The organism is Gimesia alba (assembly GCF_007744675.1).
GTDB classification, from domain to species: domain Bacteria; phylum Planctomycetota; class Planctomycetia; order Planctomycetales; family Planctomycetaceae; genus Gimesia; species Gimesia alba.
This window is the reverse complement of the sequence record NZ_CP036269.1, coordinates 1,446,778-1,468,090: the sequence shown is the minus strand read 5'-3', so window position 1 is coordinate 1,468,090 and position 21,313 is coordinate 1,446,778. Positions and strand designations below refer to the sequence as shown.

Genomic DNA, 21,313 nt, shown 5'->3' with positions numbered 1-21,313 from the left:
TTTGGCGAGGGCAACCTTATGTTTACACCAACAACGATTACAATTTTTTATGCCGCCTGTGGTGTTATCGTTCTCTGGATGTTGTATCGCATCATTCGTAAGCGAAACCTGCGTCCTGTCGAGCACAAAACAGAACACGTTGAACCGGAACCGACTTCGCTCGAGCATTCCGCATCCTCATCGGTTTCGACACCCCCTTCATGGGAAAATCGTCGACTGTTCTCCGGGGGAGATTCGACAAATCAACAAGCCGAGCAAAAATTGCCTCCGGTCGAAGCGGGCGATGTTCCTTCAATGGGATCTGATGATTATGTATTCGGATCGGCGACCCCTGCTCTATCGGAAATGATGCCAGAGTCGGAAGGCCGACGTCTGCAAACCAAAAAGGAACTGCAGGCAGCCGGTTATTATCAACCACATGCTCTCCAGAACTTCTCTGCAATTCGCTATCTGTCGATTCTGGGAACTCTGCTGTTCTTTGGTGTGATCTTAATTCTCGCTCCGGAACGTTTTGAAATTCCAATCCTGATTTCGATGATTCTGGTACCGATTCTAGTTTGGGCGGTTCCCTTCCTGTTTATCACCAGCAAGGCTTCCGACCGGAGAAGTGAAATCGAACAGGGGATTCCTGACATGTTGGACATGCTGAATATGTGCGTCTCGCAGGGGATGACTGTTCCGCACGCCTTAAAGAAAATTGTTACCGAACTGGCAAAAATTTATCCGGCTTTAGCGCAGGAACTTCGTATCGTGATTGAACAAGCTTCGATCGGAACGTTTTCGCAAGCGTTGTCGAATTTTAGTAACCGGATTGATGTTCCTGAAGTGCACTCCTTTGCCTCGCTGTTGATTCAAACCGATCAAATGGGAACAAACGTGACCTCGGCACTGCAGGAATACAGTGATAACATGCGTGAAAGTCTGTCACAACGGGCAGACGAAAAAGCGAATAAAGCAACATTCAAACTGCTGTTCCCGACAGTACTCTGTCTGATGCCGGCCATTTATATCTTTTTACTGGGCCCGGCCATCGTGGAACTGTCTGACTTCTTCCATTCCGGTGGAAGCGACAGCCTGAACAGCACAACAGACTTGTTCCAACAGGTGGGTACACAACAATAAACAGTCTGATTCATTGAACTCAACAAAAAACGTCCTGGCAGTCGTCGTACTGCCAGGACGTTATTTTTTATGATGTGATGAATTCATTTAAAGCAACGGCAGTTCCCAGGCCTTCCGGTATTCACGTCCCAGCAAGGAGTTTGCCAGCTCATTGCCGACCACACGATTCTGAGCGGGGTCGAATTGAATCTCCCGACCAGCCCGATAGGCGACATTTCCCAAGTGACATAGTGCACTGGAAGTATGGCCGATCTCAATATCAGACGTTGGCCTATCGCGGGTCTTGATACAATCGATGAAGTTGCGGTGGTGAGTGGCTGCCTGATCGCTGGTTCCTGAGGTAGCTGCTTCTTTCTGGTCGTAGACTTTCCAGCCTCCCCTGTCCACAATCAGCGTTCCCTTATCACCATAGAAAGCGGCAGCAGCATTCCGGCCTTCCATGCCGTGCGTGCTCCAGAGGCGGTGCTCCCAGACGATCGTTTTGCCTGGATAATTATATTGAACCACCTGAGTATCCGGCGTCTCTTGATCATCGTCGAAAAAATATTTTCCGCCCGAAGCAGAGATGCGTTCCGGCAAATCGACATCAAGGCCCCAGCGTGCAATATCCAGCATGTGCACGCCCCAGTTTCCCATTTCGCCCGTCCCATAATCCCAGAACCAATGCCAGTTATAATGAAACCGGTTCGGATTAAACGGGCGGCTGGCAGCGGGCCCCAACCAGAGATCATAATTCACACCCGGAGGAACCGCTGTGTTTTTCTTTCTCCCGATTGATTTTCGTCGGTGAATAATCCAGGCTTTAGCCAGTTTGACCTCGCCCAGTTTTCCACTCTTTACGAAATCAACGGCTGACTGAAAATGCGCTCCGCTCCGTTGATGAATTCCAGATTGCACCACACGCTGATACTTTCTGGCGGCTTCAACAATTCTCAGGCCTTCCGTCAGATTGTGTGAGACCGGTTTTTCCACATAGACATCTTTGCCGGCCTGACACGCCATTATTGCCATCAGAGCATGCCAATGATCGGGTGTCGCGATGACGACCCCATCAATTTCCGGATCATCCAGAACGCGACGAAAATCAGTGACAAATTGAGGCGCGACCCCCTGCCCTTTTTCAATCGATTTAACCGCAGCCGGTGCGACAGATTCATCCACGTCACAAATCGTTTTGATACGTACATCGGTAAAGCCGGCCATACTGGATGTCAGAAACTTCCCCTGCCCCCGGACACCAATGCCAGCCAGAACAACGCGTTCATTGGGTGATGTTTCCGCCTGTGCCATATCGCTAGCCAGACCCACAACTCCAGCAGCCATCCCCGCGGCCATTCCGGCAGCATTCCGCGCACTCCGATCCAGAAATTGACGGCGATTTACATCTCGTTTCAGAAATTCCTCTACGTCCACAAAAAAACCTCTTGCTTTAACTCGTTCACTAATTAGAACTTTTGAATTTGTTTCAGATCATGGATTTATTCGGTATCATTAACTGCCTATTATTATAACAGGTAAAAGAGCATTTAATATCCCATCCTCCTATATAGAATACGCATTTCTGTCACATTTGTGGGTAGTCTCTGGACCGTAAGACGAGAAAACAGGTAGACAAGCCAGATTCCTGCCGTTACTAATAGAAATACAATAGTAAGAGGGCTGTCGTGTGGCGATAGGTTGCCCCTGCAAAACAATTATTAAAATAACGAAGACGAAACAAAGAAATTGCAGTATGCCGATCAAATTTCGATGTCAACATTGTGATCAGTTGATGGGAATCTCTCGTTCCAAGGCGGGCGAGGTTGTCGACTGTCCTACCTGTGGTTTGTCTGTGCGGGTGCCTGGTCTGGATGGAGAGGTTGCTCCGATTCCGCAGCCGAAACTGGATCTGAAAGATGCTGAGCTGACGAACGCCCTCGATGAACTGGCAGCCATCGGCGCAAATGTCACTCTCGATAAACAGCAACATGTGGAACCAGAGTTGAACCTGCAGCCCGCTGCTTCCGTGCGTCCTGCACCTCAAATGCAGTCCGCCCATGAAGAAGCATTCAAAGCAATTCCCGTCAAACCTGTCAGTCCCGTTGTCGCTCCACAACAGGCGGAATCAGCGAGTCCGATTCAGCAGCCTGAAGCTCCGATTGCGCCTGTCAGTCAGTTGTCAGTTGAACCGGCAAACGAAACAGAGATCAACCATGAAGAAGAATTATCAAATCTGGCCAGTCTCGCACAAAAACGTGCCTCAGATGTCTTAGCTGAAAAAAAGAAGAATCGTTTAAAACGCTCTGCCAGATATGAGCTGCCAACGAGCACCTGGATCATTATCCTGATCACATTCGCTGCACTGACATTCTCCATCGGTCTACTGGTTGGACGTAACATGTCGCCCATCTTGCCGACCGTGAATGCAAATCAACCTTAAAACGGATGCCGCACACGCCCGGAGAACTCTAACCATTCTCGGTACATCTCCAATTTTTTTCGATACTCCATCTATCTACTAGTGAATTAGTTGACATACTACTAATGAATCAGTAGTATGGGATGTGATGATCAAATTTATTTAATTGGAGTTAAGGATGTCGCGACATCGGTTAGGAACCCCTACAGAAGTGGAATTGGAAATATTGCACGTGTTGTGGGAAAACGGGCAAGCAACTGTACGTGAGGTGGTGGACGTTCTGAACGAGAGCCGACCACGGGCTTATACTTCAATTCTCAGCATGCTGAACGTCATGTTTGAAAAAGGATTGGTGAAGCGGAAATTGGATGGGCGGGCTCACATTTATCAAGCCAAGCTCTCTCGCGAAAAAACGTTGGGCGGCGTTGTCAAAGATTTGCTGGGCCGTGCGTTCAATGGCTCATCGACTTCACTCATCACACAGGTGCTGGAACAATCCAAACCTTCCCAGGCTGAACTGGATGAAATCCGGCGGACGATTGAAGCCTGGCAAGAGCAGGAGCGGTCCAATGATTGAACACCTCACATCTCCGACTGCTCAGACGGTTTCAGTGACGCTATTACATTTCTTATGGCAAGGGGCAGCGATTGCTCTTGTGTATTGGGGACTGCAAACTACCTTTGGATTTAAATCGGCGAGAGTACGGTATGTGTCGTCGTTGGTTATGTTAGCTGTGCTGGCAGTCTGTCCAATATTGACCTTTGCAGTATTATCTGATTCGATTTCTTCGATGAATTCTGGGCTGGCAGACTTAAGCCATGAGCAGGCTGAGCTAGTCGATTCGCACAAGATTGTTACTCGTGATTTGCAAACAGCGAGAATGCAGGATGCGTTAGAGAATTCTGAGACTGTTAAGACAGTTAAAAAACAATGGAAACTGAATACTTTCTTAACCGCTATACAGCCTTATGTCTTAGTGATTTGGTTAGCGGGAGTGATACTGTCGGGAGCCCGGCTGACTGCTGGAGTATTCCATATCGAATGGCTGCGATCGGGGCGAATGCCAATTGCAGCAAAGTTATCCCAACGCTCAATAGAATTCGCGAAACGCATGGGGTTGAAAACAGCCAGAGTGTACTCTTCAATGCGAATCAGAGAAGCAGCCGTCGTTGGTTTTTGGAATCCAGTTGTATTGTTACCCGCATCCTGGTTAAGTGCACTACCTGTCGATGTGTTGGAAGCAGTCATTGCCCACGAATTAGCACATATTCGCCGATTTGATGTGTGGGTCAATTTATTGCAACGAGTGGTGGAGACACTCTTGTTTTATCACCCTGCTGTATGGTGGTTGTCAAACCAGATACGGCAGGAACGTGAAATGTGCTGTGATGAAATCGCTGTCTCAGTAACGGAACAACGTGGAAATTATGCCATTGCATTAGAACGAGTTGCCAGGATTCAGGCGCAGGGAGGCTTAAGGTTGGCACCGGCATTTATGGGAGAACAAAAGATGAATCTGTTGAGTCGAGTTCGAAACATATTGGGACAATCAAATCCACCAGAACACAACCCTGCCTGCCTGGTGGGGATCATGGTGGTGGCAGTGCCTTTGATGCTGTTCGGTTTTTCTGGAAGCTCGTCGATCGGAAACCAAGCAGTTGCGCAAGAAGGGGGCAAATCTGCTGAGGCGGAAGCCGGACCAAGAAAATCTGCAGAAGGAAAAGTGGGAGTTCGTAAATCAGCTGAACGAGACGGCGGAGGGGCACTGCAAGGCTTCCAACCTCAATCGAAACGGGAAGCAGCATTGTTTCAGATGATTCAACAACTTCAACAAGAAGTGTCTGCTTTGCGACGTGAAGTGCGGTCAAGAGGCACAGGAGACCGTTTCCGAGAAAGTGAGCTTATGCGAGATTCCTTTAAAGATGGAGCCCCGGAGCAGGTAGACCGAGCAGGAGCAGCAAAAACGCTTCCCGCCGGTTGGGAACGCAGTAAGGTTGGTAAGGTATTCAAAGCCTACGACAAAAACGGCGACAAGTTTGTCAGTTTGGAAGAATGGCTGGCGATGACCAATGGGAATATTTCTGACTCACGCCGCAGAATTCAAACTCGACGATTCCATGCAACTGGTACCGGCGATGATAAAAAGTTGAGCCAAGCTGAATTCAATTTTTACTACACAGTTGGACGCTACAAAAACAGACGTGATGGTGAGGGCAAGAAACGTGGCCCCCGCGATGGGGAAGGGATTAAAAAAGGTCTCCGGGATGGTGAGGGAATTAAAAAAGGGCCACGTGATGGGGAAGGAAAAGTGAAATCTGGTCCCAAAGATGAAGGCTGATTGAGTTCCTTGAATCAGACTTTTCTGTTCATGAATTTTTTTCAGATTGGAATTAGGCCTATGCATCGCTGTTCAACTTGGTTCTTCACATTTAGTTTGCTCGTAATTTGTGGTTGTGGAGATGCTACTCCCGTAAAATTACCGGAGACGGCGACCGATCCATCGCCAATAAATAATGTAGCGGCCACGAAAGAATCTCAATCAAGCGTCGCCAGCCAAAATCCAACTCCAAAATTCGAGAGTTTAAACACCCTTAATCCTACTGTAGAACCGCAGGACGAGAAGAACAGAGTTGTTGAATCGATCAACAGAGCACCAGAGCAGTTGATGATTTCGGCCCCAAAAAAACTCTCGCCTCTGCAAACCCAAGCCGTTGCGACTATGAAAAAGGCAGCGACATATTACCGTGAGAAAGTCGCAACTCACGGCGGGTATGTGTACCACTACGCACTCGATTTGTCTCGTAGATGGGGTGAAGGAGTGGCGACTCCGGATCAAATTTGGGTACAACCGCCTGGTACGCCGACAGTGGGAATGGCATATCTCGATGCCTATTCAGCTACGGGCGATACGTTTTATCTCAATGCAGCCCGGGATGCTGCGGTGGCGTTGGTTTACGGCCAGATGAAATCTGGTGGCTGGACGAACTGTATTGATTTTGATCCAAAGGGAACACGGGTTGCCCTCTATCGGAACGGCAAAGGGCATGGCCGGAATGTATCCTCTCTGGATGACGGTCAGACTGGTACCGCCATTCTCTTTCTGATCAAAGCCGACCAGGCTTTAGAATTCAAACATGAGGCAATTCACGAATCCGTTCAAGTTGCGCTTGATGCATTATTGAAAGCACAGTTTCCGAACGGGGCTTTTCCCCAGGTGTGGGATGAAGACACTGTACCCGACCCGCCAGTGAAGCAAGCAAACTATCCAGACTACGATTGGAGAACCGAAGGTCGTATCAAAAACTACTGGGACATGTATACTTTGAACGACAACGTAGCGGGATCTGTAGCCGACGCATTATTACTGGCTCATCAAGTTTACGGCGAAGAAAAGTATAAGACCGCATTAGAAAATTTGGGGCAGTTTCTAATTCAAGCACAAATGCCTGAGCCGCAGTCAGGTTGGGCTCAGCAATATAATTATGACATGCAACCGATCTGGGCTCGCAAGTTTGAACCGCCGGGAGTTTCAGGAGATGAAACACAGGAAGCAATAGAAACGTTAATGACGATTTTCGCTCTGACCGGCGATACAAAATATCTCGATCCGATCCCGAACGCATTGGCGTATCTAAAACGATCTCTGCTACCCGAAGGAAAACTGGCTCGGTATTACGAGTTAAAATCGAACAAACCACTTTACATGGTCCGTCGTGGAAAAAAATACGAATTGACCTACGACGATTCAAAGCTGCCCGCTCATTATGGTTGGAAGACAGTCTCCAAAATTGAGCAATTAGAAAAGAAATATGAAATATTAAAAGCAGGTGGTTTAATTCCCAAACCAAAAATTGAAGAAGTAGATACGCGAAAAATTCTCTCATCTCTCACCCCTCAAGGCCGCTGGATCAGTACCTATAACGGCGAACGTCTCGTTGGTCAGGCCAAGATGCCTGTCGGTGAGAAGTATCTGTCAAGTGAGGTTTTCAGCAGCAATCTCTCTCAATTAAGTGAATTCGTCCGTACTCCCGCTTCAACAAAATCCCCTCAGAAAAAAACAAACACTAAGAAGCTGCCCGCACCTTCCTCAACATCACGATCGAAAAAAACAAAGAAATCTGTATCCTCTGGTACAGAAGTCACACTCGTAAGAAATGGCAAACCGATGGCCATCATCGTGACGAATGGGAATCCGAAGGAGAGTCAGATTACTGCTGCTGCCGAATTGCAGGAACACATTCGCATCATGTCCGGTGCAACTTTGCCGATTATCAAAGAAAACGAATTACGGCCAAATCCATCCAAGGCATTGATTTTAATTGGACCGGGCAAGCTCACGCAGAGACTCGGCGTAGTGGCGAAAACCATGGAACCGGAAACATTCGTGGTTAAAACAATGCCTAATGTGCTGATTTTAGCTGGCGAGGATGGCGGCAGTAAAAGGAACGCCCGCAATGGAACTTTATGGGCCGTGTATGATTTTCTGCAAGACCAACTTGGTTGCCGTTGGATTTGGCCCGGTGAAACAGGGCAACGTATCCCCCGCAGAAAAACCATTGAGGTGCCCTCGCTCAACATTCGTGAAACACCGACTGTCAAAATCCGCTTCATTAGGTTACTCGCCCAAGACAAACACCGTGTTGGCTACGAGAAGGAGGGGATAGGTCGTCTTCTCGATTTAGGAAAAACTTACGACAAAATTTCGGAAGACGAACGAGTCTGGAGCCGCAGAATGCGGTTAGGGCGATCGTTCAAACTTTCGTATGGCCATGCTTTTACCGATTGGTGGGAGAAATACAACAAGACGAACCGGGAAATATTTGCATTGCAACCAGATGGACAACGCCGTCCGCGCTCCAAGTCGAAGCCAGATTTTGTCAAGATGTGCGTTTCAAATCCAAAACTATGGGACATGCAACTGGCTCATCTGAAGAAGTATGCTCAACAGGGAGCCCGAGGGTTATGGGTGAATGCCTGTGAAAACGATGGCAGCGGTGGATTTTGTGTTTGTAAACGTTGTCGTTCGTGGGACGCCGATCCAAACACGGCACTTACATCACTGCCGTCAGTCGAAGATGGTTCGGATATAGATGGGAAGCCTCAACACTCGAATCTTCCGGAAAGTTTATCCGATCGATATGCTCGCTGGTACAACGAGTTGGCGATCCGCGCACGAAAAATTGATCCAGAATCCAAGATCATTGCCTATGGTTACAGTAAATACCGTTCGCCGCCGACCAGCTTGAAACACATCGAACCGAATGTCTGGATCGGTTATGTTGGCTTCAATGCCTATCCACGACCAGACGATTATAAAAAAATGTCGACCGACGAATGGTTCGGTTGGTCAAAACTGGGGGCAACAGTTTTCCTGCGGTCAAATTCGCTGTTCTATTTGGGTGAAGGGGCACCATATGTAACCAGCCAGCAAGTGGCTGAAGACTTGCAATTTCAGGTCCAAAATGGTTTACAGGCCACTGACTTCGACGCACTACAAGGGTACTGGGCTGCCACCGGCCCCACATACTATGTGCTGGCAAGAATGCTATGGGATACGGAAGCCGATGTCGAGCAGGTGTTAGCCGAGTTCTATGATTCTTTCGGCCCATTTCAAGATGTCGCCAAAGAGTATTACGAATATTGGGAAAAATTCACTGTTGGTCTGGGAAACAACAAAAACTTTATCAATTTAAAAAGACCCGACCGCATGCGAGCTTACTCATCAATTTACAATGAGGCCGTTTTCAGAAAAGCAGAATCGATTCTCAACAAAGCAAAGCCGCTTGCAAAGCTGGCGACAGAAGAGGAACGCGATCGTTTTGAAAATATTGTCTTCGGGCTGCAACACGGTCGATTGCTGGCAGCTGCTCTCAAAGACGGTAAAACCTCAACCGGACTAGCCGGAAAACGTTTAATGGCATTCCGCCGAAAAATTGCCAGTCGCAACGTACTCAACGTCTACTGGGTCATCTCTAAAGAAATGCGGTATAGAGTCTTTAATTAAGTAGAGTCATTTTGGCACAAGTACTGTTCCACGAGAAATCGAAAAACCAAAGATGACATCTGTAATGTAGTGAAACTATAGTGGGTGAGTTTTTCAGATCGATTTGTTGCAAAATACATAAAGCATTAAATTCGCTCCAAGTGCTCAATTCCACCAACGAATGCAAATGAGTCATCAGAATGTAGATTTTACTCGCGAAACTTCTCATTTGCGCTATAGTAAACTTTAAGGAAGATTAGACCGGATTCCACTTTCTCGTAGAAATACCAATCTGAATCCTGATTAAAGCAGGGTCTTGATATTCTCGGGAGGTCGCCCGAGAATTGCTTGACGCCCTTTGATCACAATCGGACGTTCTATCAATTTTGGATGCTCTACCATAATCGCGACCGCTTCTTCGCGAGGCAGTTCGCGTTCCGCCAGTTTCAGTTCGCGATAAATGGCTTCCCCTTTCCGCATCAAATCGCCTGGTTCCATCTTTAATTTTTTCAGAATGGAATCCAGCTCTTCAGCCGTGGGTGGTGTCTTCAGATATTCGATCACCTCAGGCTCTATGCCCGCTTCTTCAATTAAGGCCAGCGTTTGTCGGCTCTTACCACAACGGGGATTATGATAAATCTTCATCATGCTGTTCGATTCTTTTTTCATCCAGCAACGCAGACATCTGCGCTACGATTTCAGGCAGTTGCGTGTGCAGTTCATAGACGTCCCAATGATCGGACGGCTTTTGATAAAGTTGTGTTTTTAACGATTCATCCAAATAGGGTGGTTCTTCTGAATCAGGAGTCTCTCGTTCTTCACGTAATGTGAGATAATAAAATTCGGCAGTCCGTAATGCAATCGCCCGATCACTGGCCGCATAAATGACCGGTTCCGGTAGCGTCGTCTGATCACGAGTCAGAGTCAGCAAGTTCGATCCAGCGCTGGTAATTTTCTCACGAGGAATGCCCGACCAGGATAACAGCGATACGGGAATGTCTGCTGACTGTGACAGGAATTGCCGCCGTGTTCCCTGTTGCTCATTCTCTGAATCAAAAATCAAGAGTGGAACGTGCGTCGCTTCCTCGAACAGGTCCCAGTTTTCCACCTGCCTGACAGGTCCCAGCAATTCGGAATCGCCCCGCGCTGCAGTCACAATTAGCAGAATCGACTGCGATTCTGCATAATCCAAAAGTTGATCCAGCAAGCGTCCAAACCATTGATCCAGCAGCGTGACATACCCGGCATAGACGGCCCGTGCCATCTGTCGTTCATGATCTTCCAGTTCAGACCACTCTTCAGGATTGGTAAACAATTCTGCAACAACGGTTACCAGTTCCTGCCAGTCTTCAACATCGAGGTCTGACTCCGAATTCTCATCTGAGTCGAGCTGATCAAACTCTTCTGCAAGTTCTGCTTTTTCCTCGAAATCGTCTTCACTCTCTCCCTGATCAAGGACTTCATCCAGATATAATGTCGAGAAAAATTCGGGCGCGAGGGGCAGGAGCGGAACGCCTTCGGATCGGATCCAGACAAGTTGGTCCTGTGAAGATTCCATCCATTCCGGCAGACGTTTCAAGACGACTTGCATCAGTTGCGCAATCGGTGTGTTGACCTCACTGACCTTAAATCCGTTCTGGCCTGAAACCGTCTCCACCTGATCAAACTGATTGAAATATGTTTCCTGCGCCCGAGTATCTGCATTGCGCCCGGCTTCGCTGTCTGATTCCAACAATAAGGTGGATTGAATTCTCTGCTCTCGCAGAAGCTCAAACAGACCCGTGTCATTCTCATTCGTCTGTGTTCCAAAATCGCAGGGAATCGTGTGGCCTGTCCACCAGGGGTATGAGTTTTGTGATGAAAGATCATTTGCGAAATGCTGATCAAAGACAACGGAAAGGGAAGCCAGGCGATCGAAATTGGGAGTTTCAATCCACTGATGGCCATAACAGCCCAACATGCAGGCGGGAAGTTGCTCAAAACTGACGACGAATGCTTTTTTCATGGAATTGCTTCTACCACTCATCAAAGAAGTGAATCAACCCATTCTTTACAGCGGACCGCATACGCGCGGGCATCATCGGCTGTCACGATGCCTTCTGCCTGATGGACGGTAAAAAAGCCACCGTAGCCAACCGCCTGTAGTCCGTCGACCACTTTCTGAAAATCAATCCCACGTCCGCTCTCGTCCCAATAAGGCAAAAGCTGGAACGGGCGATCTCCCAGACACCATGTTTCCAAATGGTCTGGTCCATCGTCGGTAATCACCAGATTTTGCACATAGACATTCATCAGCCAGGGAAGAATCTGCCGCAGTGTTGTTTCGCCGTATTCCTGACCACACATCAGCAGGCTTGCCGGTTCATATATCAAACCAACATTGGGACGATCGATCTGTTTGAGAACGGCTACCGACCGTTCCACTTCTTCAAACAGACAAGCCGGATGAAACTGATGCACCAACTGCATCCCCCGCTCAGCGGCCAGGTCGGCAGCTTTTTGAGCATGGGCAATATCTGCTTCCGTTTTCAAGCAGACGCGGATCATGCGGCTGCCTAAGACTTCTGCCACGTGCAGACTGGGCTCAATATTTTTAAGCGCGTCGGGAGCCTGGTCGTTATTTTGTGGAATATTAAAATCAGCTGTGACCATTGAAACCACCAGTCCCGCCTGATCAACAATGGAACGAACCTGCTCCAGTTCTGCTTGCGAACTATGCACGCCCGCTACGCTGGCACGCATACACAATGCAGAATACCCCAGATCAGCGGCAATTTGAGCAATTTCAGCAAAGGGAATGTTTAATTTCGTCTTGCAGGCAGCTTCAGCGATCCTCACTGAAAGTGACAGTTTCATCGTTTGACCTTCAATTCATCTTCAGAATTAATTTGAGGGAGTAACTTGTACTCTACGAGAAACAACGGGAACAGGCAATTTCCCCGCAGCCCATTCTTTGGCAATTTCACTATTGGGATAAGCCGACTCAACTTCCACGTGATACGTTTTCCAACTACCTCCCCTGCCGCCGCGCATCAAATGAGTAGCATTCTTTGCTTTTAGTTTGATTTTCTTGCGAATTCCCACTTCCGATAAATACCACTCTGCATATGTGCCCGCATCAGTCTGCACCGTGACATGAAACGTCATTGGACGAAACGGCGAAATATTCTGCAGCCAGCCTTCAATGCGAGGCGGTGCAAGCGGCGAATAAGAAGTCGCCGTCATTTTGACAATGGCCATTTCCTGTTTATGTTTTTCCAGGTGCATGGTTCGATCGTCTAATGGCGGCAATTTCACTTTTTGATCCAGAATGGCCCGCACCAGTTTCACCTTGAACTGGAGCTGCAGAGATTCCGGTCGCACTTTCATGATTTCGACAAACTCATCGTATTGCTCCTTCGGCGTTAATTTTTCGAAGGGCTCTTTAGATGAAATATTTTTAATGTATTCGACATATTCTTTCGGATACTGGGTAACCAGCATCCAATGCAATCCCCAGGCGTGGACGTAGGCATCGCCCGATAAAATACTTCCACTGAAGGCGCCATTGTATGAGACCACATGCCCCCAGTTTAATAATTTGGCAACTCCGGAAAGCAGTGCATAATGCGAATTGATTCGATCCGGGCTGACATTAATGCGATCCCCCTTGCCTTCAAAACCGGTGGCGATGCCTTCCATAAACCACGATGGAACCGGCGCCAATCTTTTGGCAACGCCTCGATTGGTCGTCTGCAAATGGATGGCTTCGTGTAACGGCGTTTCAAAAGAGCTGCATTCGCTCATCCTGAGAATCAGGTTGTTGGAAATCTGAGAATAATAAGCGAGTACATTGCTCGCTCCTTCGCCCAGCGCAGAAGTTTCTTTGGCATATTTTTCAAAATCGTCATCTGACTCGAAAATAAGCATCGCCATCGGAAAATCATATTCCTTGAGTTCGATGTTCATTTTTCTGGCATATGTCTCGAAGATCACTTCCACGTTATGCATGAAACGCCCTGCCTTTTCCAGAAACGTTTTAACGCGTAGCTCAGTTCTGTCCGAACCATCCAGAGGTGCCGCCAACACAACGCCGACGACGAAGGGCTCCTGCAGATGAAAACGGAATTTTTCACTACCAAACTTTTTTAACAACCCCTCTGACATCTGCTCGACGGTCAGGGGTAGAGGTGCTGCTTTTAGAACCCGTTTTTTAATTTTCCCCTGCGGCACCAATTGCAGATAGCCATCTGGTTTCAACAGGCCGTGCTGCATCTCTCCACGATGTTTCCCCGAACCGTAGAGCATTGCTTCGATTGTCACGGTCTTGCCAGACTCATCCACGTATGTGAAAAGGTCAGCCTGAAGATTAGTGATCCCCAGAGTGCAGGTGAAGGTAAAAATCAGCAGACTCACACTATATTTGAAAATGCCGTTTCGCATGGTTTTCCTTTATGTCGTTATTTCGTTCCTACCGGATAATGGTAATGGACAGTCTCTGGGCGCTTTTAGTTCGTTTCGACGGGAACCAGTTGCAAGGCATCAACAATGACATGCCCGTCGGTCCCTTTATTAGTAATCACCAAAATCTCCTGTTTGCCTTTTTCAAGCACAAAACGTCCCAGTGAATGATATTTGCCTTGATTCGGCTTTTGTCGCTGATTCACCAGAATGGTTTTGGAACCGCCGGAATGCTGAACAGTATAGGGCGTATTTGTGGCTCGGTTGGAATTGGGTGCGTAATAAACGCGAACGTCATACAAACCAGCCTCAGGAATGTCTGCTGAAAAAGTGACCTGCATTTCTCCTTTGTTGCTATCGCTGTCATGCTGATATCCATACGCAACATAGGGAGTATTCGATGAACTTTTTTTCCAGCCTAACGTTGCTTTGGCATCTCGGTCATCAACTACAATCCCTTTTAGTTGAGCAACGCGAATCGGGGGAACACGACGCGGCCCATCCCACGCCAGGACTTGCTTATCCTGTAACAGTTGCTTTCTTAATTGGGAATAATCAATATCCTGCACCGCTTTGTCCGCATCAATTGCCTGGCAGGCGGCTGTCGCCGCGGATTGCCCCAATACCATGAAGACCGGCTCCATGCGAATCGAACCATAGGCAATATGCGATGCCGCCATCGCGACGGGAACCAGCAGATTTTCACATTCTGATTTTTTCGGACGAATGGAACGATAGGAAATCGGATAAGGGTGCGGCACCCCCACTTGGACGTCTCCTTCATTCAACGTTCTTCCATTGATGGCATAACGCTGCTGGTTATGCGAATCCATCGTGTAAGCGGCCATTCCGACGCTGTCTTCCGCTACGATTTCGGACATACAGTTCTTTTCTGTCATCACATATTCCGAAATCATCCGCCGCGCTTCGCGAATGTAAAGCTGAAACGGCCAGCCTTCCGTATCCTGAAATTCATCTTTGGCCGGCTTCCAGGTCTGAAACTTCTTACGGACTGCTGCAGGAACCCGGGGAGAATTGGCCAATGTCCACATGAGTCCCTGCTGATAGGTTAAATGCTCCTGAATAATCTCCGCCCGTTTTTGATAGTCGGCATCCGGATATTCGTAGTTCATGCCGATGTTATCAGTCGAGATCGCGAAGTTATTATTCGTATCGGTTTTTCGGTTTGGCATCAGGCTAGGCGCCCAGGGAGTACGATGGTCGCCGGCTTCAAAATTTCGCAGCAACAGTTCATAGCGCAGAGGATCATAATTGTCAGGCTTCACCCACTCCCGCTGATTTTCCGGGACATCGGTCGTACACATGCGAAAACAGTAAGCCTGCACTCGATGATCGCCATCACCATCCTCACCGCCGGGACCTTCCTGCTGGACTCCCGGCAATAAACCACTTTTCGGATCACCGGGAACAATATAAGGATCAACGGGTTTGATAAACTGATGATAAACGGCATTCTTGGTTTGAATTCCATTGAGTGTTTCACCATACGTTGCATTCGATTCACGTCCGACATGGTAGGACACGCCAGCAACCGCCATCAGGTCACCTTCGTATGTTGCATCAATGAAAACCTTACCATTAATGACCAGGCCACTTTCCATTTTGATGGAACCAATGCGTGTCCCTCGTTTCTGAACCCCCTGCTTCAGATCCAGACGCTGACGTTTTAAAACTGGCACCGATTCATCATCGAGCATTTTGTCAAATGTCGCTTCCGCGATATGAGGCTCGAACGTCCACATTTCCGCTTCATTGCTCTTTTTGCGACGGCTTTTATACTCGGCTGCTTTCTGATAAACCCAGGATTCAGGCTGGCTGTAATGTGTACCCAGTGCGCGATAAAACTCGCGGGCAATCCCCCCGATGGCCGCTTTGTTCCCAATATCAGTCGCCCCCAGACCTCCGGAAGAAAGTCCTCCCAGATGATTCCCTGGCTCGATTAATAACACAGATTTCCCCATCCGTTTTGCCTGAAGGGCCGCGGCGATCCCCCCTGAGGCACCACCGTAGACGACAACATCATAGGCGGGTTCCACTTGGTCCGGCTTGATTTCCTTCGCATTCGTTGTCGTACTAACGACGAATAATAGAATCATTACTAACACGGCGCGGACCATTTTCGTATAAACAGAGAGCATTCCCTAAACCTCATTACGATGACGGAGTTTATTAATCGGATGTGAAAAACAAGCGGACATGTTTACATGCCCCTGTTCAGTCCATCATAATCATTGAACAGCGATTTAAAAACCAGTTCGCCCGAAAACTGTATTTCTGCCAGACTTAAATTGTTAATTGTGTAAGCAATACCATTTACGACGATTCCTACATATAATTATGGGTGTTCCTTTTTAGAAACACTCCTTGTATCCGTTCCCCGTTCATCCCCCAGACACAGCAGGCATTCATGACATTTGATTTCCTCAATCCGATGATGCTACTCGGCTTGCTGGGGATTTCATTGCCCATCTTGGTGCATTTACTGAGTCGTAAACGCTACGACATCGTGCACTGGGGAGCGATGCAGTTTCTGCAACTGGGACGACGGACCCGGCGCCGTATTCGCCTGGAAGGCTGGCTGCTGCTGGCCATTCGCATGCTACTGATTGCTTTAATCACATTTGCGCTGGCACGCCCCTGGATTTCCGGCGGTTTTTTATCGAAATTTATTTCCACACAATCCCGAGACGTAGTCTTCATTATTGATGGTTCCTACAGCATGGGCTGGGAGGGAGAAGCGACCACGCCACATTCTGCCGCCATTCAATGGATCCACCGTTTTATGGAAGAACTGAACTCGGGAGATACCATTACGATCATTGATGCCCGTGACCAACCGCGGCTGGTGACCGAGTCTCCCACTCATCAGTTTGAACTGGTACGGGAAAAGTTAAATCAACTGCCACCACCGGCCGGTTCATCCAATCTGGCAAACTCGGTCTCCAAAGCCATTCAGACTCTAAGTACAACATCCAATCTGGAACGCGAAATCATTGTCCTCACGGACGACCAGGCTTTCTGCTGGTCTCCACAAGATACCATTCTATGGGATCAGGTGAATGACCTGCTGCAGCAGTCGGCGGTCCCCATTGATTTGTGGGCCACCAACGTGGGGGGCGAAAAGAATCAGGGAGTCCAATCTAATTTACGAGTCGATAAATTAATGGCTTCCCGTGAAGTCTGTGTGAAAAATCTCCCTGTGAAGATCGCGACCACCATCCGCTACGACGGCCCTGAACCGACGTTGATCTCTCCTGTCTATTTTGAAGTCGATGGCCAGCGGATCAATGAAAAAACACAATCAGTGAAAATTGAAAATCATGGCGAAGCCGCTATTGAGTTCCAGTATCGCTTTGAAGACGAAGGAACCCACGTCGTTAGTGTTGTACTGGACCCGGATCAGCTTCCGGGAGATGATCGATCTGACGCGGCTTTACATGTAACCAGCGCTCTGCCGGTATTGCTGGTCGATGGCACACCCAGTTTTGACCCGACACGTAGCGAAGTTTTTTTTACCAATCTGGCGTTAATGGCACCTACAAACCGCACCCCCTGGATTCAGACCACTGTCATTGAAAAAGAACAGCTAAATGCAGAGATCTTAAAAAATCAGGCGGTTGTCATTCTGGCAAATGTGGATGCCCTCACCGAAACACAAGCGGGTGACCTGATTGATTTTGTCAATCACGAAGGGGGAGGCGTGATGATTGCCCTCGGTGATCAGATCAATCCCGAGCAATACCAAAAGCTGCTGTTTCACGCTGAGGGCTTGATCCCCGTTAAACTCAAAGCACACGAATCGAATCCGGGGATCGACTTCGGCAATCTGATTCAAATCAGTTCCGACAGCCTGCAAACTCCCTGGCTCGCTCGTTTTCGAGGTGAATATGCCAGCGGCCTGACTTCAGCCCGGTTTAACCACTGGTGGGATGTCTCAATTCTCGACCAGGCTGTTGAACCTCCCGACGATGAGACAGAGGAATCGAAGGCCAAACCGAAGTCGACGCCTGTCAAAATTGCCGAACTGAGTAATAACAAACCACTGATGTTCTTAATGAATCACGAACGTGGCCGAGTCATGCTGCTGACGTCATCAATTGATGCCGACTGGAATAATCTGCCGACCAAACCGGATTATGTCCCCTTTCTGCACGAAGCCATATTTGAACTTTCTGCGGGACGCGTGTTCCGAAATATCAATACCGACGAACCCATCGTCGTCCCGGTACCAGCCAAGACGACGATCGACCAACTCGAATTTCTCGATCCGAACAACAACCCGGTCGCAGGTACAATCGATTCTTCTGCAAACGGGGCAACGTTTCAATCACCAAATACATCGCTGCCCGGCGTGTATGCGCTGAATCCCAAACAGGGCGTAGAAACCGAACTGAAAGCAGATCGATTTGTCGTCAACTTTGACCGCAGTGAATCAGACTTAACGCCTCTCACCGAAGCACAACAGAAAACATTGAGCGACGATTATCATTTGACATTTTTTAAGACACTCGATGAACTGAAACAGGCGATGTTTTCGGATGTCTCGGAAACGGAATTCTGGAGAGTTCTGTTATTGATCTTCCTGCTGCTAATGGTGGGAGAGCTATTTCTGACAAGGCGACTGGTACAAGGCGGGCACGCCACCCTCGCTGATCATAATCACCCCGATTCTACTATTTAAGATCCATGCTGACATGAGTGAACGGCACTTCCAGTTTAACAGTTTTGAATTGAGCGGATGGACGATTGTCAGCGTCTGTGCCGTCGTGCTGGCGCTGGTCACCATCATCCTGCTCTTTCGTTACGAAAGACGCCTGGTTGCGCCTAAAGTGGGAAATATACTGATTGCTCTGCGCGTGATGACACTCATTTTCATTCTGCTTACGTTCCTGGAACCAGTTTTAACCTGGTCCTTCAATACGGAAAAAACGGGACGCCTCGTAGTCGCCGTGGATGTTTCCGACAGTATGAATACCCAGGATCGCCATGCCAGTGATCTGGAAAAACTGCAACTGGCGCGGGCGTTGAAAATAATCGGCAACGATCAGATCGATGACCGCCTGGACCGCTGGGAAAATGCGTACTCTTTAAAACAGGACCCCCCGTGGGTCGACGAAAGTGAAACAGCCAATCCGGAAAAAAGAGCTCAACTGGCGGCCAGTCGTAAACAGAATCTCGAAGAAATTTTCGCGGAAATAGACAAACTATCCCGTAAAGAAATCGCGCAAAAACTGTTATTGAACCCAGCCAATCCAATTTTGGAGAAACTACAACAGCGAGGACAAGTCGATCTCGTTCTATTTGCCGGTGATGCGGTTTCCGCAGAGAAAACCACACTGGAATCGGGGCTCGATCAGGTCCCGGATCAGGTTCATATGGGCTTGTCCAACCTCTCGCAGGCGCTCAAAGCCTCCTCCGGCAGTGCCGAATCCGGTGCTTCGCCGGTCTCCGGCTACATCCTGTTGACTGATGGCCGCGACAACAGCCAACTCAACCCGGTCTCCACGGCGGAGCAACTGGGACAAATGCAGGTGCCGGTTTATCCTGTAATTCTGGGATCTTCTCATCAACCGAAAGATATTTCAGTTGCCGCCCTCGATTATCCTCAAACCGCTTTCAAAGACGACAAACCGTTACTCAAAGCCCGGATTGGCACCAGCGGTTACGACGGTCAGGAAATACGCGTGGTCTTAAAACAGAATGATCGCGAAGTCGCTGTGAAAAATTTTAAGTCCCGGGGCATCAGCAAATTGCTTGAATTTGAACTCGACTCCGAAAAACTGGGAAGACAGGAATACACAGTCGAAACAAACCTCCTGCCGGGCGAGACACGTGACGACAACAACGAAAAAAGCTTCGCGATCAATATTGTGGATGATAAATCGCACGTATTGCTGGTCGAAGAGACAGCACGCTGGGAATTCCGCTTTCTGCATAACGCTCTCGAACGTGACAAACGAATCGACCTGCAGCAGGTCCTGTTTGAACAACCCTACATGGGCCTCCTCCCGCAGCCGTTTTTCCCGAATCAATTATTGATTAAAACCCAGCCTGAAAACGAACAGCCGAACCTGGAAGAGAAAACCCATCCCTTCGCAGACAAAGATCTGATCATCATCGGCGATGTTTCACCCGAACACCTGGAAAACTGGGAGCACATCCAAACGTTCGTCGCCGATCAGGGAGGAACTCTTGTATTACTGGCGGGAAAAAAATATCTGCCTCTGGGACACCAATCGGAAATTCTGAATGAACTGTTGCCACTCGAAAATCTGAAAGTGGTTGACTGGAATCAGGCAAATTTCAAAGTCCCTCCCGCTGAGCGAGGAATGCGGCTGCAACTGACACCGGAGGGAGAAGCGGAACCGCTGTTCCAGTTTGATGTGAATCCGGAAACCAACCGTGATATCTGGAAACAACTTCCGGGGCACCTCTGGTTCCTGCAAGGGGAACTGAAACCGGGTGCTTCCGTATTAGCCTATGGCATTTCTCCTTTTAATGCGCCACTTGATGAAGAAAAAGATGGGGTAATCATCCAGCGTCAATATGGTTCCGGGAAAGTAATCTGGATTGGGATCGACAGTACCTGGCGCTGGCGGTATCGAGTGGGAGACCGATATCATCACCGCTTCTGGGGTCAACTGGCACGCTGGGCTGCTCGGAACAAAGCGTCTGCTGGCAATGAATTTGTCAAATTCAGTCTGAGTAAGACGGACATTGATGCCGGAGAAATCACTACCGCGACGGCTCGTTGGACTCAGGAATACCTGGACCGATTCCCGGACGTGAAATCCAGTGTGACCATTTCCTCTGCAGCCGAGCCGGACAAAATCATTGCTTCATTTGATCTCAACCGACAAAAGAACCAGCCGACCATCCAGGAAGCAAATCTACCCTCACTTCCCGCCGGGGAATACCAGCTCAAGCTGATCACGTCGCCTGAAGTCGCGGAAGGAAAAGAGATCACGACCCCCCTGTTCGTCCATGAAATTAAAACGATTGAATTGGGCAATTTGACATCGAACCCGCAGTTGCTCTCGGAAATGGCAGAATCCAGTGGTGGAAAAATGCTGACGCCCGGGACAATCGATCAACTGCTGGAATTATTACCCAATTTAAGCCAGGAAACGACGAATCAGGATGAAATTTCACTATGGGATCACTGGCTGATTCTGACGCTGATCATGGGTATTCTCACGGTAGAATGGGCGATTCGCAAACTGAATGGATTGCCTTGACAAGATTTTAGGCCTCAAACGGCTTTTTCAGCACGATTTCGCACCAGATCTTGTTACAATATTAGGGTACCCGGTCTGCAAGGGCCGTTCGCCTCAAAATCATTCAACCA

The 21,313-nt window shown here is 48.5% G+C and carries 13 protein-coding genes; 7 read left to right on the top strand and 6 right to left on the bottom strand.

The window, feature by feature from the left end; all coding sequences use genetic code 11:
• Window positions 1-18 precede the first annotated feature (18 nt).
• Entirely contained in the window at window positions 19-1,122 is a 1,104-nt protein-coding gene (locus tag Pan241w_RS05805) for a type II secretion system F family protein (RefSeq protein ID WP_145212303.1), read from the top strand.
• An 87-nt stretch (window positions 1,123-1,209) separates the two neighbouring features.
• Here the strand turns inward: Pan241w_RS05805 and Pan241w_RS05800 are convergent, their stop codons facing one another.
• Entirely contained in the window at window positions 1,210-2,535 is a 1,326-nt protein-coding gene (locus Pan241w_RS05800; protein WP_145212300.1) for a Gfo/Idh/MocA family protein, read from the bottom strand.
• Between the two features lie 319 nt (window positions 2,536-2,854).
• On the opposite strand from Pan241w_RS05800, the gene Pan241w_RS05795 reads away from it, so the two are divergent.
• The 4 genes from Pan241w_RS05795 to Pan241w_RS05780 all read left to right on the top strand — a co-directional run bounded on the left by Pan241w_RS05795 (window position 2,855) and on the right by Pan241w_RS05780 (window position 9,525).
• Window positions 2,855-3,541 carry a hypothetical protein gene (locus tag Pan241w_RS05795; RefSeq protein WP_145212297.1) on the top strand — a complete coding sequence of 229 codons (687 nt, stop codon included), beginning with the start codon at window positions 2,855-2,857 and terminating at the stop codon, window positions 3,539-3,541.
• Between the two features lie 157 nt (window positions 3,542-3,698).
• A complete protein-coding gene (locus Pan241w_RS05790) occupies window positions 3,699-4,097 on the top strand; it encodes a BlaI/MecI/CopY family transcriptional regulator (protein WP_145212294.1) in 399 nt (132 codons plus the stop codon).
• Complete coding sequence (locus Pan241w_RS05785; protein ID WP_198000349.1) at window positions 4,090-5,859, top strand: M56 family metallopeptidase; 1,770 nt, start codon at window positions 4,090-4,092, stop codon at window positions 5,857-5,859. Before Pan241w_RS05790 ends, Pan241w_RS05785 begins: the two co-directional genes overlap by 8 nt.
• Before the next feature lie 327 nt (window positions 5,860-6,186).
• Window positions 6,187-9,525, top strand: coding sequence for a DUF4838 domain-containing protein (locus Pan241w_RS05780; RefSeq protein WP_145212288.1), 3,339 nt, complete (start codon window positions 6,187-6,189; stop codon window positions 9,523-9,525).
• Window positions 9,526-9,807: 282 nt separating this feature from the next.
• On the opposite strand, the gene arsC is transcribed toward Pan241w_RS05780, so the two are convergent.
• The 5 genes from arsC to Pan241w_RS05755 form a co-directional block, all read right to left on the bottom strand.
• Window positions 9,808-10,152 carry an arsenate reductase (glutaredoxin) gene (arsC, locus tag Pan241w_RS05775; RefSeq protein ID WP_145212285.1) on the bottom strand — a complete coding sequence of 115 codons (345 nt, stop codon included), beginning with the start codon at window positions 10,150-10,152 and terminating at the stop codon, window positions 9,808-9,810.
• Window positions 10,133-11,509 carry a sulfatase-like hydrolase/transferase gene (locus Pan241w_RS05770; protein WP_198000348.1) on the bottom strand — a complete coding sequence of 459 codons (1,377 nt, stop codon included), beginning with the start codon at window positions 11,507-11,509 and terminating at the stop codon, window positions 10,133-10,135. The genes arsC and Pan241w_RS05770 overlap by 20 nt, the downstream gene beginning before the upstream one ends.
• A gap of 20 nt (window positions 11,510-11,529) precedes the next feature.
• Entirely contained in the window at window positions 11,530-12,360 is an 831-nt protein-coding gene (locus Pan241w_RS05765) for a sugar phosphate isomerase/epimerase family protein (protein WP_145212279.1), read from the bottom strand.
• 27 nt (window positions 12,361-12,387) lie between these two features.
• Window positions 12,388-13,926 carry a DUF1570 domain-containing protein gene (locus tag Pan241w_RS05760; RefSeq protein WP_145212276.1) on the bottom strand — a complete coding sequence of 513 codons (1,539 nt, stop codon included), beginning with the start codon at window positions 13,924-13,926 and terminating at the stop codon, window positions 12,388-12,390.
• Window positions 13,927-13,991: 65 nt separating this feature from the next.
• Window positions 13,992-16,103, bottom strand: a complete 2,112-nt coding sequence (locus Pan241w_RS05755; RefSeq protein WP_198000347.1) for an FAD-dependent oxidoreductase — start codon at window positions 16,101-16,103, stop codon at window positions 13,992-13,994.
• Window positions 16,104-16,372: 269 nt separating this feature from the next.
• Here Pan241w_RS05755 and Pan241w_RS05750 point away from each other — a divergent pair, with 269 nt between their 5' ends.
• Window positions 16,373-18,646, top strand: a complete 2,274-nt coding sequence (locus tag Pan241w_RS05750; RefSeq protein ID WP_145212273.1) for a BatA domain-containing protein — start codon at window positions 16,373-16,375, stop codon at window positions 18,644-18,646.
• A 13-nt stretch (window positions 18,647-18,659) separates the two neighbouring features.
• Entirely contained in the window at window positions 18,660-21,203 is a 2,544-nt protein-coding gene (locus Pan241w_RS05745) for a vWA domain-containing protein (protein WP_145212270.1), read from the top strand.
• Window positions 21,204-21,313: the final 110 nt, after the last annotated feature.